Source organism: Brevundimonas sp., from assembly GCF_035935935.1.
Lineage (GTDB): Bacteria > Pseudomonadota > Alphaproteobacteria > Caulobacterales > Caulobacteraceae > Brevundimonas.
In genome coordinates this window covers 56,694-71,278 of the sequence record NZ_DASYWO010000003.1, presented here as the reverse complement: position 1 = coordinate 71,278, position 14,585 = coordinate 56,694, and the positions used below count along the sequence as shown (strand labels likewise).

General features: G+C 70.4%; 21 protein-coding genes. 9 read left to right on the top strand and 12 right to left on the bottom strand.

Features of this window, described 5'->3' with window-relative positions:
• Positions 1–23 precede the first annotated feature (23 nt).
• Positions 24–293, bottom strand: coding sequence for a 30S ribosomal protein S20 (gene rpsT / locus VGR32_RS02370; protein ID WP_327447673.1), 270 nt, complete (start codon positions 291–293; stop codon positions 24–26).
• Between the two features lie 239 nt (positions 294–532).
• Between rpsT and VGR32_RS02365 the strand changes: the two genes are divergently transcribed.
• The gene (locus tag VGR32_RS02365) at positions 533–1,102 is read left to right on the top strand and encodes an SRPBCC family protein (RefSeq protein WP_327447671.1); all 570 of its coding nucleotides are present in this window, start codon (positions 533–535) and stop codon (positions 1,100–1,102) included.
• A 25-nt stretch (positions 1,103–1,127) separates the two neighbouring features.
• On the top strand, positions 1,128–2,300 hold the full coding sequence (locus VGR32_RS02360; RefSeq protein ID WP_327447669.1) for a zinc-dependent alcohol dehydrogenase: 1,173 nt from the start codon (positions 1,128–1,130) through the stop codon (positions 2,298–2,300).
• A gap of 29 nt (positions 2,301–2,329) precedes the next feature.
• Here VGR32_RS02360 and VGR32_RS02355 read toward each other — a convergent pair whose 3' ends face one another.
• From VGR32_RS02355 to mutM, 5 genes are all read right to left on the bottom strand, one after another.
• Entirely contained in the window at positions 2,330–3,118 is a 789-nt protein-coding gene (locus tag VGR32_RS02355) for an enoyl-CoA hydratase-related protein (protein WP_327447667.1), read from the bottom strand.
• Positions 3,119–3,189: 71 nt separating this feature from the next.
• A complete protein-coding gene (locus tag VGR32_RS02350; protein ID WP_327447665.1) occupies positions 3,190–3,861 on the bottom strand; it encodes a hypothetical protein in 672 nt (223 codons plus the stop codon).
• A gap of 58 nt (positions 3,862–3,919) precedes the next feature.
• A complete protein-coding gene (locus VGR32_RS02345) occupies positions 3,920–4,363 on the bottom strand; it encodes a hypothetical protein (protein WP_327447663.1) in 444 nt (147 codons plus the stop codon).
• Positions 4,360–4,905 (bottom strand): DUF1697 domain-containing protein, encoded by a 546-nt coding sequence (locus VGR32_RS02340; RefSeq protein ID WP_327447661.1) that lies wholly within the window; start codon positions 4,903–4,905, stop codon positions 4,360–4,362. The genes VGR32_RS02345 and VGR32_RS02340 overlap by 4 nt, the downstream gene beginning before the upstream one ends.
• Entirely contained in the window at positions 4,902–5,765 is an 864-nt protein-coding gene (gene mutM, locus VGR32_RS02335) for a bifunctional DNA-formamidopyrimidine glycosylase/DNA-(apurinic or apyrimidinic site) lyase (RefSeq protein ID WP_327447659.1), read from the bottom strand. The genes VGR32_RS02340 and mutM overlap by 4 nt, the downstream gene beginning before the upstream one ends.
• 99 nt (positions 5,766–5,864) lie before the next feature.
• On the opposite strand from mutM, the gene VGR32_RS02330 reads away from it, so the two are divergent.
• Entirely contained in the window at positions 5,865–7,913 is a 2,049-nt protein-coding gene (locus VGR32_RS02330; RefSeq protein WP_327447657.1) for an OPT family oligopeptide transporter, read from the top strand.
• Positions 7,914–7,947: 34 nt separating this feature from the next.
• Entirely contained in the window at positions 7,948–8,991 is a 1,044-nt protein-coding gene (locus VGR32_RS02325) for a YeiH family protein (protein ID WP_327447655.1), read from the top strand.
• On the opposite strand, the gene VGR32_RS02320 is transcribed toward VGR32_RS02325, so the two are convergent.
• From VGR32_RS02320 to VGR32_RS02310, 3 genes are read right to left on the bottom strand one after another with little or no spacing between them, the layout of a single operon-like run.
• Entirely contained in the window at positions 8,976–9,443 is a 468-nt protein-coding gene (locus VGR32_RS02320; protein WP_327447653.1) for a cytochrome c, read from the bottom strand. The two genes, VGR32_RS02325 and VGR32_RS02320, sit on opposite strands and share 16 nt — an antisense overlap.
• A 40-nt stretch (positions 9,444–9,483) precedes the next feature.
• Positions 9,484–10,296 (bottom strand): bifunctional hydroxymethylpyrimidine kinase/phosphomethylpyrimidine kinase, encoded by an 813-nt coding sequence (gene thiD, locus VGR32_RS02315; protein WP_327447651.1) that lies wholly within the window; start codon positions 10,294–10,296, stop codon positions 9,484–9,486.
• 36 nt (positions 10,297–10,332) lie between these two features.
• Positions 10,333–10,686: a DMT family protein gene (locus tag VGR32_RS02310; RefSeq protein WP_327447649.1), complete on the bottom strand. Its 354-nt coding sequence runs from the start codon at positions 10,684–10,686 to the stop codon at positions 10,333–10,335.
• An 81-nt stretch (positions 10,687–10,767) separates the two neighbouring features.
• Between VGR32_RS02310 and VGR32_RS02305 the strand changes: the two genes are divergently transcribed.
• Genes VGR32_RS02305 through VGR32_RS02290 form a run of 4 tightly spaced genes read left to right on the top strand, consistent with a single transcriptional unit; the run spans position 10,768 to position 12,432 of the window.
• Positions 10,768–11,082 (top strand): metalloregulator ArsR/SmtB family transcription factor, encoded by a 315-nt coding sequence (locus VGR32_RS02305; protein ID WP_327447647.1) that lies wholly within the window; start codon positions 10,768–10,770, stop codon positions 11,080–11,082.
• The gene (locus VGR32_RS02300) at positions 11,079–11,633 is read left to right on the top strand and encodes an SRPBCC family protein (RefSeq protein WP_327447645.1); all 555 of its coding nucleotides are present in this window, start codon (positions 11,079–11,081) and stop codon (positions 11,631–11,633) included. Before VGR32_RS02305 ends, VGR32_RS02300 begins: the two co-directional genes overlap by 4 nt.
• On the top strand, positions 11,630–12,055 hold the full coding sequence (locus VGR32_RS02295; RefSeq protein WP_327447643.1) for a DUF1579 family protein: 426 nt from the start codon (positions 11,630–11,632) through the stop codon (positions 12,053–12,055). The genes VGR32_RS02300 and VGR32_RS02295 overlap by 4 nt, the downstream gene beginning before the upstream one ends.
• Positions 12,052–12,432, top strand: coding sequence for a VOC family protein (locus VGR32_RS02290; protein ID WP_327447641.1), 381 nt, complete (start codon positions 12,052–12,054; stop codon positions 12,430–12,432). Before VGR32_RS02295 ends, VGR32_RS02290 begins: the two co-directional genes overlap by 4 nt.
• On the opposite strand, the gene folP is transcribed toward VGR32_RS02290, so the two are convergent.
• Positions 12,419–13,228 carry a dihydropteroate synthase gene (folP, locus tag VGR32_RS02285; protein WP_327447639.1) on the bottom strand — a complete coding sequence of 270 codons (810 nt, stop codon included), beginning with the start codon at positions 13,226–13,228 and terminating at the stop codon, positions 12,419–12,421. The genes VGR32_RS02290 and folP overlap by 14 nt on opposite strands.
• Here folP and VGR32_RS02280 point away from each other — a divergent pair.
• Positions 13,203–13,670: a hypothetical protein gene (locus tag VGR32_RS02280; RefSeq protein WP_327447637.1), complete on the top strand. Its 468-nt coding sequence runs from the start codon at positions 13,203–13,205 to the stop codon at positions 13,668–13,670. The genes folP and VGR32_RS02280 overlap by 26 nt on opposite strands.
• A gap of 9 nt (positions 13,671–13,679) precedes the next feature.
• Here VGR32_RS02280 and VGR32_RS02275 read toward each other — a convergent pair whose 3' ends face one another.
• Both VGR32_RS02275 and VGR32_RS02270 read right to left on the bottom strand, forming a co-directional pair.
• Positions 13,680–14,279 (bottom strand): YdeI/OmpD-associated family protein, encoded by a 600-nt coding sequence (locus VGR32_RS02275; protein WP_327447635.1) that lies wholly within the window; start codon positions 14,277–14,279, stop codon positions 13,680–13,682.
• A complete protein-coding gene (locus VGR32_RS02270) occupies positions 14,279–14,581 on the bottom strand; it encodes a transcriptional regulator (protein ID WP_327447633.1) in 303 nt (100 codons plus the stop codon). Before VGR32_RS02270 ends, VGR32_RS02275 begins: the two co-directional genes overlap by 1 nt.
• Positions 14,582–14,585: the final 4 nt, after the last annotated feature.

Below are 14,585 nucleotides of genomic sequence, written 5' to 3'. Positions count from 1 at the left end.
AAGCCCCGTCCGGAAGCGGTCGATCAGGCCGCCGACATTTTCTTCAGCTGCGCGGCCAGACGACCGACCTTGCGCGAGCCCGTGTTCTTGTGAACCACGCCCTTGGAGACGGCGCGCATCAGTTCCGACTGGGCGGTGATGAAGGCGCCCTTGGCGGCCTCGGCGTCGCCGCCGGCGACGGCTTCCTGGAACTTCCGCAGATAGGTGCGGACGCGCGTGCGGCGCGACTTGTTCACCTCGGTGCGGGCGGCGATCTTGCGGATCGCCTTCTTGGCGCCGGCGTTGTTGGCCATCAGTCAAACCTATCGAACGGAAAGCGCCGCGGAATGACGTCCCACGGCGCGGAAATCTCAGGAGGCGCGGCCTATAGCCGAAGGCCGCCTGCGAGGCAAGCGGCGGCGGACGGTGCGCCCATCGGCCCCCACCCGTCCCGCGCGGCCTGAAATCCGCGCCCTGCGTCGGCAACCGGACGGAACGTCGCCCGCCCCGGCCGATTGGGAAGAGACTGTTCTCCCCGTCACCGGAAGGCCGCATGTCCCACAGCGAACCCACCACCGACGCCGATATGGCGCCGACGGCCTATCTCGATTCCGACCAGCGCGAAGGCGAGCACTCCGCGGAGTCCATCCGCGCGGTGATGATCAACCGGCCCCGGCAGGAGCTCTACGACTTCTGGCGCGACTTCTCGAACCTGCCGCAGTTCATGGAGAACCTGCTGGACGTCGCCGACCTTGGCGAAGGGCGCTCCAGCTGGCGCGTCGCCGGGCCTCTGGGGTCCGAGGTCGAACTGGTCAGCCGCATCACCGAGGATGCGCCCGGCGAACGCATAGCCTGGACGTCCACGGAAGACTCCGAGGTCGATCACGAGGGCTGGGTGTCCTTCATCGACAACGCCTTCGGCCGGGGCACGGAGGTGCGGCTGTTCATTTCCTACGACCCGCCGGGGGGCGCCGTCGGCAAGGTCGTCGCCAAGGTGCTGCAGCGGGAGCCGCGCATTCAGGCCCGGCGCGAGCTGCGCCGCTTCAAACAGCTGATGGAGACGGGCGAGATCCCGACCTCAAAGGCCCCCGACGCCGCCCCGCGCGCCTCACGCCACCTCTGATCCCTTCGCATTCCAAGGAGCCCGCATGCGCGCCCTCACATGGCACGGCAAACACAACGTCCAGGTCGACACGGTCCCGGACCCGCAGATCGTCAATCCACGCGACGCCATCATCAAGGTGACGTCCACCGCCATCTGCGGCTCCGACCTTCACCTGTACGACAGCATGATCCCGTCGATGTCGAACGGCGACGTTCTGGGCCACGAGTTCATGGGCGTTGTCGAGGAGGTGGGACCCAAGTCGACCCTGCAGGTGGGCCAGCGCGTGATCGTGCCCTTCGTCATCGCCTGCGGGAGCTGCTTCTTCTGCGGCAAGCAGCAGTACTCGGCCTGCGACAACTCCAACCCGGCGGACAAGGCCGACATGTCGGAGGTCGCCTACGGCTATCCGGCGGCGGGCCTGTTCGGCTATTCGCACATGACGGGCGGCTATGCCGGCGGGCAGGCGGAATATGTGCGGGTGCCGTATTCCGACGTCGGCCCGCTGGTGATCCCCGACGGGATCGAGGACGAGAAGGTGCTGTTCCTGACGGACATCTTCCCCACCGGCTGGATGGCGGCCGAGAACGCGGAGATCGAACCCGGCGACACGGTCGCGGTGTGGGGCTGCGGCCCGGTGGGCCTGTTCACGATCAAGAGCGCCCTGCTGCAGGGCGCCGGACGCGTCATCGCCATCGACCACCTGCCACGCCGGCTGGAACTGGCGAAGCAGAACGGCGCCGAGGTGCTGAACTATCATGAGGTCAAGGTGCGCGAGGCGCTGATGGAGATGACCGCCGGAATCGGCCCTGACGCCTGCATCGACGCCGTGGGCATGGAGGCGCACGGCTTCTCGCCCGACAACATCCTGGACGCGGTGAAGCAGGAGACCAAGCTTGGCACCGATCGCCAGCACGTGCTGCGCGAGGTCATCATGGCGTGCCGCAAGGGCGGGCGGGTCTCCGTGCCGGGCGTCTATGGCGGCATCGGCGACAAACTGCCGATCGGCGCCTTCATGCAGAAGGGCCTGACCATCAAGACCGGCCAGACCCACGTGCAGAAATACCTGCCGGAACTGCTGCAGCTGATCCTGGAGGGCCGGATCGACACCACCGACCTGATCAGCCACATCCTGCCGCTGGAGCGCGCGCCGGAGGGCTACAAGCATTTCCACGACGACCCGAACGAGTGGACCAAGGTGGTGCTGAAGCCGCACTGACGCGGCTTCCCGGCGTGCCTGGAGGCGCGTCAGCGTCCCTTGAAGGCCGGCTTCCGCTTCTCGACGAAGGCGCCCATGCCCTCCTTCTGATCCTCGAAGGCGAACAGGGAGTGGAACAGGCGGCGTTCGAACTGGACGCCCTGGGTCAGGGTCGTCTCCAGCGCGGCATTGACCATCTCCTTGTTGGCCATGACGGCCAGCGGGCTCTGCTCGGCGATGCGGGCGGCGATCTTGCGGACCTCGTCCAGCAGCTGGTCGTGCGGCACGACGCGTGAAGCCAGGCCCGCGCGCTCGGCCTCGGCGGCGTCCATCATCCGGCCGGTCAGGCACATGTCCATGGCCTTGGACTTGCCGACCAGGCGGGTCAGGCGCTGCGACCCGCCGATGCCCGGCGCGACGCCCAGATTGATCTCGGGCTGGCCGAACCTGGCCTTCTCGGACGCCACGATGAAGTCGCACAGCATGGCCAGTTCGCAGCCGCCGCCCAGGGCGAAGCCGTTCACCGCCGCGATGATCGGCTTGCGGAAGCGTGTGATGCGGTCGTGGCCGAGGGCGAAATAGTTGCCGACGTACATCTGGGCGTAGGTCTGGTCCGCCATCTCCTTGATGTCGGCTCCCGCCGCGAAGGCCTTTTCGCCAGAGCCGGTCAGGATGAGGCAGCGGACCGCGTCGTCCCGCTCGACCGCGTCGAGGAAGTCGGCCAGGTCCTTGAACAGGGCGGAGTTCAGGGCGTTCAGGGCGTCCGGCCGGTTCAGCGTGACGACCGCATAGCCGTCGGCGTGGCGCTCGATCAAAAGGTTGTCGTAGCTGTCGGTCATGGCGGGCTCCGGTTGGGACCGCGCCGTGTCTAGCCGGGGCGGCTCCCTGACGGAAGCCGCCCCTCCAGCCTTCAGGTCAGGGGGCGCGAGTCCGGCGCCGCGCGTTCCTCCACGCCCGCCTTCTCAAGCCAGCGGTGGCGACGCGAGCCGTACAGGCCGCCGAAGATGGCCGCCGCCGCGCCGACCAGCATGGTCAGAAAGCCCCACAGGGCGAGGGTCGCGGTGGCGTCGGCCGCGCGCTCGGACTCCACCGGAGCCGGCGGAGGCGGGGTGGGGCTGGCGATCAGTTCGCCCTCGACGACGCGGCTGGGCGGATAGGTCAGCGCCGCGCGCGTCTCGGCCTCGTCCTGCGCCTCGGCGCCGATCAGCGCCGCCGAGCCCCCGGCGGCGGCCCCGGCGATGGTGATGGCCAGCAGGAAGGCCAGGGCCCAGACGGCCAGGCCGTGCAGGGCGCCCTTGTGGTGGTCGGCGTACTTGGCCGCGCGGCTGGCCACCGCGCCGCCGACGAACAGGGCCAGCCCGTTGGCCAAAGCCATCCACATGCCGGCCGCCGCCGTGAACTCGCCGACGTCGCCGCCGTCGAAGTCGTAGGGATTGAAGGCGGAGGCGCCGAGGGCCACGCCGAGCAGGTTCAGCATGGCGCCGACGGCGACGGCGACCACCGCGCCGGCGATCACGGCGGGCCATGAGATCAGGGTGTGCAGCGGATGGCGCAGCGGGTCGTGCGCGAAGACGTCGGTCATCGGTTTCCCTCCAGAAATGTGACGGAGGCTGAATGACCGCGCGGCGGCGGAGTTCCGCTCAGCGCCGGGGCAGCAGCATCAAGGTGAAGGCCGCGCGGATCAGCTCGGTGAGGACGACCAGGGCCAGCAGCACGTTTGCGCCGATCGCCTGCGCCCGCGCGGTCGACAGGTCGAAGCTCCAGCCGAAGCGCGAGCCCAGCGCCAGCGCCGCCGCGCAGACCATCAGCAGGCCGATCAGCGTCATCAGCGCCACATGCCCGGCCTTCAGCGCCGCGTTCAGGCTGGGGCCGTCGTCGAGGTCCCGCGCCCGCTTGCGGAATAGCCACGCCACGACCGAGGTCGCGCCGGCCTCCAGCGCCACCGCCGCGATCAGCGCCGCGAGGAACCACCAGATCAGGCCGGACAGGTCGTCGCCCCGCACCGCCTGCGCGACGTGCAGGAAGTAGGCGCCCCAGACGCCGGTCCCGACCAGCAGGCTGATCCAGAGGTGGATCTTTCTCACACCTTCACCCCCACCATTTCCGCCAGCTTCATCACGGTGTTCCAGTTGCGCGCCGTGCCCATGCCGGTCAGGCGGATCTGCGACGCCTTCTCGGCCATCTTCGACTGGCCGATGCCGTCGGGGTGGAAGAACCACAGGGCGCCTGGCGTGGCCTCGGCCCGCTCGTCGCCGACGGCGAAGGCGCGCAGGGCGTCGAGGCCGCCGTCCTTCACCCCGTCCTTCATCACCATGAGCAGGGTCTTGGACGGGTGCGCCGCCGCCTCATCGGGGAAGGGGCAGGCGGCGATCAGCTTCGCCCACTGGTCGGTGGAACGGACCATGGCGGCGATCTTCAGGCCGAAGGTCTTCTCCATCGCCGCCTCGACCTCGCGCTCCAGCGTCGCCGGCGCGTGGTCGCTCTCGACCACCAGATTGCCGCTGGCCAGAAGCGTGCGTGGATTCCCCAGCCCCATGGCCTCGGCCATCCTGCGCTGGTCGGCCACCGGGGCGCGGACCCCGCCGGTGTTCATGCCGCGGAACAGGATGATGCGGTGGTCCGTCATCGTTTCTGGCACTCCGGACAGAAGAAGGTGGAGCGGCCGCCCTGGACGATGCGGCGGACCACCGGGTGGCGTTCCGAGCGGCGGCAGGGCTCGCCCTCGCGGCCATAGACGTCGAAACGGTGCTGGAAATAGCCCTGCCCACCGTCGGGGTCGGCGAAGTCCCGCAGCGTCGAGCCGCCGGCGTCGATGGCTTCGACCAGCACGTCGCGGATGGCCGTGGTCAACGCCTCCAGTCGCGGTCCGGACACCTTGCCCGCCGCCAGCCGGGGCGAGATGCGGGCGCGCCACAGGGCCTCGCAGACGTAGATGTTGCCCAGGCCGGAGACGATGCGCTGGTCCAGCAGGGACACCTTGACGTTCTGCGCCTTGCCCCGGAACTCGGTCTTCAGGTGCTCGGCCGAGAAGGCGTTGCCCAGCGGCTCGGGGCCGAGGCCGGCGAACCACGGATGCGTCTCCACCTGATCGTCGGGGATCAGGCCCATGAACCCGAACCGTCGGGCGTCGGCGAAACCGATGCGCGTGCGGCCCGCTCCGGCGTCGGCGCACAGGCTCAGGTGCTCGTGCTTGCCCGCGATCGGCGCGGGCTCCTCGAACTCGCCCAGCTGCCGCCCGTCGACGGTGAAGCGGCCGGTCATGCCCAGATGCGTCACCCAGGTCTCGCCGGTCGACAGCGGCATGAGCAGGTATTTGGCCCGGCGGAGCACCCTTTCGACGCGCGCGCCGTCCAGCCGTTCGGCGAACCGGTCGGGAAAGGGAAAGCGAAGGTCGGGCCGGTTGACCCGCACCGCCGACAGACGCGCGCCCGTCAGGACGGGCTCCAGTCCGCGCCGGACGGTCTCGACCTCGGGAAGCTCGGGCATGCGCCCGGTCTAGCGCGCCGTGCCGGAACCTAACAATCCCATTGCCCTGCGGCGCGGGCCGCGCTTACTTCGCGTCCTCTTGGGAGAGGGAATTCCACAATGACCGACGTGCCGAGCCCCGCCGCGGGCGGGCGCCGCATCGAACTGACGCTGCGCGCGCTGGTTCTGGGCTGCCTGCTGGCGGTGATCTTCACCGCCGCCAACACCTATCTGGGCCTGCAGGTGGGCCTGACGTTCGCCTCGGCCATTCCGGCGGCCGTGATCTCCATGGCGGTGCTTCGGGCGCTCCGCGGCTCGACCATCTGGGAGAACATGACCGTCCAGACCGTGGCCTCGGTCGGCGGGGCCATGAGCTCGATCATCTTCGTCCTGCCCGGCCTGGTCATGGTCGGCTGGTGGCTGGAGTTCCCGTTCTGGGAGTCGGTCATGATCTGCATCCTCGGCGGCGTGCTGGGGGTGACCTTCTCCATCCCCCTGCGCCGCGCCCTGGTGGTCAACGGCGGCCTGCCCTACCCGGAGGGCGTCGCCGCCGCCGAGGTGCTGAAGGTCGGCTCGCCCGGCGCGGAGCAGACCGAAGAAGCCGTGCGCGAAAACCGCTCCGGCCTGTGGGTCGTGATCTGGGGCGCGATCGTCTCCGCCGCCTATGCGCTGGGCGCCGCGGCCCGGGCGTTCGCGGGCGAGGCCACGCGCTTCGTCAGCCTGCCCGCCTCGCTCGGCGGCGGCGCCACGGGCGTGGGCGTGGGCATGCAGTTCGCCCTGCTGGGCGCCGGCCACCTGATCGGCCTGGCCGTCGGTCTGGCCCAGCTGTTCGGTCTGGCGCTGGCCTGGCTGATCGCCGTCCCGATCCTGACCAGCCCCGACACGATCGCGTGGCTGACGGCCAACGGCATTCCGTCGATCGCCACGACGCTGGAACCCGGCGTGGGCGCCGAGGAGCTGGCCGGCACGGTCTGGGCCCGTGAGGTCCGCTTCATGGGCGCCGGGGTCATCGGCATCGCCGCCATCTGGACCCTGATCAAGCTGGCCGGACCGCTGATCGGCGGGGTCACCTCGGCCCTGGCGGCCAACCGTCGCCGCAGCGCCGGCGAGACGCTGGACATCACGGAACAGGACATCCCGATCACGCGCGTGGCCCTGCTGTCGCTGCTTTCGCTGGGCGGCATCGGCGTGCTGCTGGCGGTGGTCGCCAACGGCATGGGACTGGGCACGGCCGCGCCCCTGCTGGTGATCGGCGGCCTGATCTACGTGGTGGTCATCGGCTTCGCGGTGGCGGCCATCTGCGGCTACATGGCCGGCCTGATCGGCAGCTCCAACAGCCCGGTCTCGGGCGTCGGCATCCTGGCCATCGTCATCGCCTCGCTTCTGATGCTGGTGGTGCTGGGAATCACGGGACTGCCGGCGGATCCGAACGTCGTCGCCTTCGCCCTGATCGTGACGGCCATCGTCTTCGCCGTGGCGGTCATCGCCAACGACAACCTGCAGGACCTGAAGACAGGCCAGCTGGTGGCCGCCACGCCCTGGCGCCAGCAGACGGCCCTCATCGTCGGCGTCGTCGCCGGCGCCCTCGTCATCCCCTTCGTGCTGAACCAGCTCAACGCGGCGTTCGGCTTCGAGGGCGGGCCGGCGGGCATCGCCGACGAGCCGCTGGCGGCGCCGCAGGCGACGCTGATCTCGGCCTTGGCGCGCGGCGTCATCGCCGGCGACCTGCGCTGGGACCTGATCGGCATCGGGGCCGCGATCGGCGCGGTGATCATCGTGCTGGACGAGGTGCTGCGCGCGACCACGAAGAACAAGGTCAAGCTGCCGCCGCTGGCCGTCGGCATCGGCTTCTATCTGCCCGCCGCCGTGACCTTCATGCTGGTGATCGGCGCCGTCTGCGGCTTCATCTACAACCGCATGGTGTCCGGCCGCGCCTACGGCGAGGTGGCCAAGCGGATGGGCGTGCTGCTGGCGTCGGGCCTGATCGTGGGCGAAAGCCTGTTCGGCGTCTTCAACGCCGCGACGATCGTCGGCACCGGCAACGCCGAATGGGCCGCCGTCCTGGGGCTGGCGGACACCTGGCCGGCCATGACGGTGGGCATCGCGGTCTTCGCGGTGCTGACGGTGCTGCTCTACGGCTGGATCATCAACCGCTCGGCGAAGGTGTGAGGGGGCCGACGCCCCCTCCGTCCCTCCTGAGGCGATGACCGGCGTCCTGCGCTTCCTGCCGGGCGTGCTGCTGAGCGCGGGCGTCGGCGCCCTGGCATTCGGGGCGCAGGCGCTGGAGGCCCGGTTGATCGGCCGCGCATGGGTCGAGGCGCTGGTGCTGGCCATCCTGATCGGCGCGGCCTTGCGGCTGGTCTGGACGCCGTCGGAGACGTGGCGGCCCGGCATCCGCCTCAGCGCCCGGACCTTGCTGGAGATCGCCGTCGCCCTGCTGGGCGCGACCATCAGCGGAGCGGCGGTGGTGGCGCTGGGGCCGTGGCTGCTGGTCGCCATCGTCGCGGTGGTCGCCCTGGCCCTGATCGGGGCCTATGCCCTCGGCCGTCTGCTGGGACTGCCGCCGGCCATGGCTCTGCTGGTGGCCTGCGGCAACGCCATCTGCGGCAACTCGGCCATCGCGGCCGTGGCCCCCGTCATCCGGGCGGAGGGCGAGGACGTGGCCGCCGCCATCGGCTTCACCGCCGTGCTGGGCATCGCCGTGGTCCTGCTGGTGCCCGTCGTCGGCGCCCTGATGGGGTTCGATGCCCTGAAGACCGGCGCGCTGGCCGGATTGACGGTCTACGCCGTGCCGCAGGTGCTGGCCGCGGCCGCGCCGGCCGGGGCCGCGGCGATCCAGCTGGGCGCCATCGTGAAACTGGTCCGCGTGCTGACGCTGGGGCCGGTTTGCCTGATCCTCGCCCTGCTGGGACCGGAGCGGTTCGGCGGACCCGCTCCGGCCGGGCGGCCGCCGCTGCACCATCTGGCGCCCTGGTTCATCGTCGTCTTCCTGATCCTGACCGCGCTGCGTTCCGCCGGTGCGATCCCGGAGGCCGTCCTGCCGCCGCTCCAGATCACGGTCACCGCCCTGACGCTGATGGCCATGGCGGCGCTGGGCCTGAGCGTCGATCCGCAGGCGGTGGTCCGCGCCGGGCCGCGCACGGCGGCGACGGCGGCCTTGTCGGCCGTCCTGATCGGGGCGCTGGCCCTGATCGCGATTTTGCTGTTGCCGCTGCCGGCGGCCGGCCCAGGTCAGTCGGCCTTGTAGACCTCGTGGCAGGACTGGCAGGCGGCGCGCACGACGGTCCACTGCGCCGCGAAGGCGGCTGCGTCGTCGGCGCGAGCCAGATCGCCCAGCTTGCCCGCCTCGGTCGCGAAGGTCGCGGCCTTCGCCTCGAAGTCGGCGCGGTCGGTCCAGATCCCGTCTTTCGCGTCGGTGGCCTCGGCGCCCAGCGCGCCCTGGCCGGTGCCGGCGGGGAACATGCCGGGGATGGCGCGGCCCCAGCGGGCGACGCCGCCCGCCGCGAACGCCTGACCGCGGACGGGTCCGCCGGCGTCTATCGTCGCCTTCATGGCCGACATGGCCGCGCCGGACAGGGCCATCCCCGCCTTGCGGCCGGCGGCCACGTCGGCGGCGCCGATGGAGACGGGGTCCTGCGCCGCGGCGGTCACGGACGTGCAGATCAGGCCGACGACGGCGGCGATGGCGACGGTGCGCATGAAAGGTCCCTCCCGAGAAACCGGCACGCTCGACCCGATCTCAGCGTTTGTCCAGACGCTCCCGGATCGGCCAGCCGTGGTCCAGCGGGCCGTGGCCGCCGCCCAGCCCCGGAGCGCGGCGGATGGCCTCGGCGACGTAGGCCCAGGCTTCGGCGACGGCGACCTCCAGCGACAGGCCTCGCGCCAGTCCGGCGGCGCAGGCGCTGGCCAGGGTGCAGCCGGTGCCGTGGGTGTGGCGCGTCTCGACCCGTTCGCCCTCCAGCAGGGTCTCGCCGGCGGGGGTCAGCAGCAGATCGACGACGGTCTCACCCGGCACGTGGCCGCCCTTCATCAGAACGGCGCGGGCCCCCATCGACAGGATCGCCTCCCCGGCGCGACGCTGACCGTCGAGATCGCGCACCTCGACTCCGGTCAGCGCCTCGGCCTCCGGCGCATTGGGAGTCAGCAGCGCCGCGCGCGGGACCATCAGCGCCTTCACCGCCTCCACCGCTTCGACGGGCAGGAGGGGATGGCCGCCCTTGGCCACCATGACGGGATCGACGACGGCCGGCGCGCGCGCGCGGTCCAGAATGGCCGCCACGGTCTCGACCACCTCCACCGATCCCAGCATGCCGGTCTTCACAGCATCCGCGCCGACGTCGTCCAGCACCGCGTCGGCCTGGGCCGCGATCAGCTCGACGGGCAGGGGGTGGACGCCGTGGACGCCCAGGGTGTTCTGCACCGTGATCGCGGTGATCGCGGTGGCGGCGAACCCGCCCAGCATGGTCACGGCCTTGACGTCGGCCTGCACCCCCGCCCCGCCGCCGGAGTCGGAGCCCGCTATGATCAATACGCGGCCGGGAGGATGGGTCATCCGCGCGACATGGACCGCGTCCGCGCTCGCGGCAAGTCAGCCCGGGATCGGCGCGCGGAATACGAAGAAGGCCCCGGCGGCGATGAAGGCGAAGCCGACGGCATGGTTCCACGTCAGCTTCTCGCCCAGCCACAGCACCGAGAAGCCCGCGAAGACGATCAGGGTGATCACCTCCTGCATCGTCTTCAGCTCGGCCGCCGAATAGACCTGATGACCGATGCGGTTGGCCGGCACGGCGAACCAGTACTCGAAGAAGGCGATGCCCCAGCTGATGAGCACCAGCGCCCACAGTGGCCGGCTGTCGACCTTCAGGTGGCCGTACCAGGCGAAGGTCATGAAGACGTTCGACACGACCAGCAGCAGGATCGGCGCGATGTGCGGAATGCTCATGGATCGCCATTGCAGCACCGGCCGGCAGGCGGCAAGTCGGTATATATTGCCATCGGGCAATATTGCTGTACGGTGATGGTCATGAACCCCGCCGCCCTCCAGGCCCTGGCCGAACCCAACCGTCTCACGATGCTGGACATGCTTGCGTCGGGCGAGCGCCCGGCCGGCGACTTCGTGCGCGCCCTGCCGATCGCCCAGCCGACGGTGTCGAAGCACCTCGGCGTGCTGAAGGAGGCCGGGCTGGTGACCGTGCGCAAGGACGGCGCCCGTCGTCTGTACAGCCTCGACCCCCGTCCGCTGGCCGAGCTGGACGCGTGGCTGGACACCTATCGCCGCTTCTGGCGCGGCCGGCTGGACGCGCTGGAGGCCCATCTGGACAGGGAGTTTCCGCAATGACCGGGGTGATGGACCGCGTGACGCCGGGCGCCGACGCCGGGGAACTCGATCGCATCGAGGGCGGCTGGGCGCTGCGCTTCGAGCGCCGTCTGCGGCACTCGCCGGAGCGGGTGTGGCGCGCGCTGACGACCCCGGAAGGTCTGGCCTGCTGGCTGGCCGAGGCCCGCATCGACGCCGAGCCGGGCGGGCGGATGGACCTGCATTTCCGCCAGCCGGACCACGAGTTCATGCCGGACGTGCCGGAGCGGCGGATGCAGCACAACGAGGTGCTGGTCGCCCGGCCCTTCACTCGGTTCGAGCACACCTTCGGCGGCAACCCCGAGTCCATCGTCGTCTGGACGCTGACGCCGGACGGCGACGGCACGCACCTGCGCCTCGAGCACCGCGTGCCCGACAGCTGGGCCGACGCGCGCAAGAACGTGCTCAGCGGCTGGCACCACCACATGGAGGGCCTGGACGACGCCTGCCGTCTGCAGCCGCACGCCTGGGACTGGGACCGCTGGTTCGCCCTGCGCGACGCCTATGCGGAACGGCTGGAGATCGGAACGTGAGCGACTGGCTGGACCGAATGGTGGGCGAGTGGACGCTGGAGGGACGGTCCGTCCCCGACGACCCGGCGCAGGTGCGGACCGGCGTCGAACGCGTGTCGCGGCACGGCGCCTGGATCGTGATCGAGGGGGAAGATTACCGCTTCCAGCTGGCGACCGATCCGGCGACCGGCCGCGTGACCGGCGACTTCGTCCATTGGGAGCATCCGCAGCTCTGGACCTATGACGGCGCGGTCGAGGCGAACGGCGCCCTGCACCTGTACAGCCGCGGCCCGGACATGACCGGCGAGGGAGGCGAGACGGACTACGTCGACGTGTTCGAGATCGTCTCGCCTGAAGAGCGGCGCTCGGTCGGGCGCATCCGGGAGGCCGACGGATCGTGGCGGGACTTCAGCCGCACCACCTATCGCCGGAGCGAACCGTGATCGCCGCCGCCGCCCCCTTCCTGATGTTTCAGGGCCGATGCGAGGAGGCCCTGACCTTCTACGCCGCCGCCGTCCCGGGCGCCCGGATCGTCACGCTGGACAGAAAGCCCGACGGCCAGGTCGCCATGGCCCGGATGGCCATCGCCGGGCTGGAGATCATGGCCAACGACAGCCCGCCGGTGCACGACTTCGACTTCACGCCGTCGACCTCGACCTTTCTGTCCGTCGAGTCTGCGGACGAGGTCGACGCCCTCGCGGCGGCGCTGGCGGCCGATGGCGGGTCCGCCCTGATGCCGGCCGGGGACTACGGTTTCTCGCGACGCTTCGCCTGGGTGAAGGATCGCTTCGGACCCTCGTGGCAGATCAACTGCCCCTGAGCGCCGCCTGCACCGCCAGCGCCTGAACCGTCTCGCGCACGTCATGCACGCGGACGATCTCCGCCCCGTTGCGCACGGCCTCCAGCGCCAGCGCCAGCGATCCGCCCAGCCGGTCGCCGGGGTCGGTCGCCGTGGCGTCGACGGACTGGATCGTGCGCTTGCGGCTGGCGCCGTACAGCACCGGAAATCCGGTTGCGACGAGGGCGTCCAGTCGGGCGGTCAGCGTCAGGTTGTGCGCCGCCGTCTTGCCGAAGCCGATGCCGGGGTCCAGCCATATCCGCTCGCGCGCGACCCCCGCCGCCATCGCGGCGTCCGCCCGGGCCAGCAGCCCGTCGCGCACCTCGGCCACCACGTCGTCATAGCGGGGATCGACCTGCATGGTGCGCGGTTCGCCCCGCATGTGCATCAGCACCACGTCGCAGCCCAGCTCGTCGGCGACGGCCGAGGCGTCGGGGCTGAAGGTCAGGGCCGAGACGTCGTTCCACATCGTCGCCCCCGCCGCGACCGCCGCGCGCGCCACCGCCGGCTTCATCGTGTCCACGCTGATCGCGCCGTTCCAGGCCGCGCGCAGCCCGGCGATGACCGGCACGACCCGGGCGATCTCCTCGGCCTCCGACACCGGCTCGGCCCCCGGCCGCGTGCTCTCGCCGCCGACGTCCAGCAGGTGGGCGCCCTGCTCGACCAGCCGCAGCCCGTGCGCCACGGCCGCCTCGACGGAGCCCAGCCGCCCGCCGTCGGAAAAGCTGTCCGGCGTCACGTTGACGATGCCCATGACGCGGGGCCTGAATGCGCTCATGTCGTCTCTTGAACCAGAATGGGCCGTCGCGTCCCGTCAGTTTTTGGACTGGCTGGAAGGGCCCGTGAACCAGCATGACATCGTCGAACTGATCGCGTGGTTGGACAAGCTGCTCAAGCTCGGCGAGCGGTCCGTCCTTCCCGATCTGCCGGACCGAGATTGCCTTCCTTATCCGGACTTGCCCGCCGACCGACACCGGCGCTGGGTCGGGATCGCGTCGCGTCGCTTCTCCGAACTGGCGGGTTCAGAGGGGTCTCACGAGAACGGGTTCGTCCTGGACGACCTGTCGGACATCGCGGGAGATTTCGAGCTCGCCTTGGCCATGCGGGATGCAGGGCAGCAACCCCATGACGAGTTTGAGTGGGTCCTCAGGTACGAGAGTCACTGGGGCAAACACCATGCCCTCCACCTGCTTAACTTCCTGCGGTCGCGCTATCACTGAGCCAACCGCTCACGGCTTCGCCTTCTGCGGATGCGGCGTCTCTCCGCGCGCCAGCATGGCGGTGAGGTCCGCGATCTTCTTCGCCCGCCCGGCCTCGGTCTTCATCTGCGTGGTGCGGAAGATCAGGGCGAAGCGGTTCTGGGCCGTCAGGGTGGCGAAGGCGGCGCGCGCTTTCGGGTCCGCGTCGATGGCGGCCTGAAGGTCGGCGGGCATTTCGGCGTCCTTCACGCGATAGGCGGCGTCCCAGCGACCGTCCGCCTTCGCGGCCTCCACATGCTTCAGGCCATGAGGCGTCATGTGGCCGGCCGCGATCAGGGCGGCGACCTTGTCGACGTTGATCTGCGACCAGCTGCTCTTCGCCTTGCGCGGCGTGAAACGCTGAAGGAAGCTCGTCTCGTCGAAGCTTTTCTTGATCCCGTCGATCCAGCCCCAGCACAGGGCGGCGTCGACCGCCCCGCTCCAGTCGATCGACGTCAGGCCCGACCCCTTCTTGTGAATCTTGACCCAGACCTCCGGCTCCCGGTCGTGGTGCTCCGCCAGCCAGTCGTGGAAGGCCTGGAAGTCCTCGAACGGACGCACGCGCGCGGGATCGACGACCATCGGCGCCATCAGCCCTTGCCCCCGATCAGGCCGCCCAGCGCCTCCAGATAGGCGGCGAAGGCCTTGCGCCCCGCGGGCGTGATGGACGCCTGCGTCAGCGGCTTGTTGTCCTTGAAGCTCTTGGCGATGGAGACGTAGCCCGCCTCCTCCAGCTTCTTCAGGTGGACCGACAGATTGCCCTGGGTCGCCTCCAGCACCGTCTTCAGTTCGGTGAAGTCGGCGGTCTCCGCGTCGGCCAGATAGACCATGATCCCCAGCCGCATGCGGCCGTGGATGACCTCGTCGATGCGGCCGAGATCGTGCAGGCCCATGGGT

Coding starts and splice junctions, on each gene's coding strand:
- VGR32_RS02320 (WP_327447653.1), bottom strand. CDS start 9,443: ATGCGCACCGTCGCCATCGCCGCCGTCGTCGGCCTGATCTGCACGTCC.
- VGR32_RS02270 (WP_327447633.1), bottom strand. CDS start 14,581: ATGGGCCTGCACGATCTCGGCCGCATCGACGAGGTCATCCACGGCCGC.
- rpsT (WP_327447673.1), bottom strand. CDS start 293: ATGGCCAACAACGCCGGCGCCAAGAAGGCGATCCGCAAGATCGCCGCC.
- mutM (WP_327447659.1), bottom strand. CDS start 5,765: ATGCCCGAGCTTCCCGAGGTCGAGACCGTCCGGCGCGGACTGGAGCCC.
- VGR32_RS02310 (WP_327447649.1), bottom strand. CDS start 10,686: ATGAGCATTCCGCACATCGCGCCGATCCTGCTGCTGGTCGTGTCGAAC.
- VGR32_RS02325 (WP_327447655.1), top strand. CDS start 7,948: ATGACCGGCGTCCTGCGCTTCCTGCCGGGCGTGCTGCTGAGCGCGGGC.
- folP (WP_327447639.1), bottom strand. CDS start 13,228: ATGAGCGCATTCAGGCCCCGCGTCATGGGCATCGTCAACGTGACGCCG.
- VGR32_RS02330 (WP_327447657.1), top strand. CDS start 5,865: ATGACCGACGTGCCGAGCCCCGCCGCGGGCGGGCGCCGCATCGAACTG.
- VGR32_RS02355 (WP_327447667.1), bottom strand. CDS start 3,118: ATGACCGACAGCTACGACAACCTTTTGATCGAGCGCCACGCCGACGGC.
- VGR32_RS02280 (WP_327447637.1), top strand. CDS start 13,203: ATGACGCGGGGCCTGAATGCGCTCATGTCGTCTCTTGAACCAGAATGG.
- VGR32_RS02340 (WP_327447661.1), bottom strand. CDS start 4,905: ATGACGGACCACCGCATCATCCTGTTCCGCGGCATGAACACCGGCGGG.
- VGR32_RS02300 (WP_327447645.1), top strand. CDS start 11,079: ATGACCGGGGTGATGGACCGCGTGACGCCGGGCGCCGACGCCGGGGAA.
- VGR32_RS02305 (WP_327447647.1), top strand. CDS start 10,768: ATGAACCCCGCCGCCCTCCAGGCCCTGGCCGAACCCAACCGTCTCACG.
- thiD (WP_327447651.1), bottom strand. CDS start 10,296: ATGACCCATCCTCCCGGCCGCGTATTGATCATAGCGGGCTCCGACTCC.
- VGR32_RS02275 (WP_327447635.1), bottom strand. CDS start 14,279: ATGGCGCCGATGGTCGTCGATCCCGCGCGCGTGCGTCCGTTCGAGGAC.
- VGR32_RS02360 (WP_327447669.1), top strand. CDS start 1,128: ATGCGCGCCCTCACATGGCACGGCAAACACAACGTCCAGGTCGACACG.
- VGR32_RS02365 (WP_327447671.1), top strand. CDS start 533: ATGTCCCACAGCGAACCCACCACCGACGCCGATATGGCGCCGACGGCC.
- VGR32_RS02350 (WP_327447665.1), bottom strand. CDS start 3,861: ATGACCGACGTCTTCGCGCACGACCCGCTGCGCCATCCGCTGCACACC.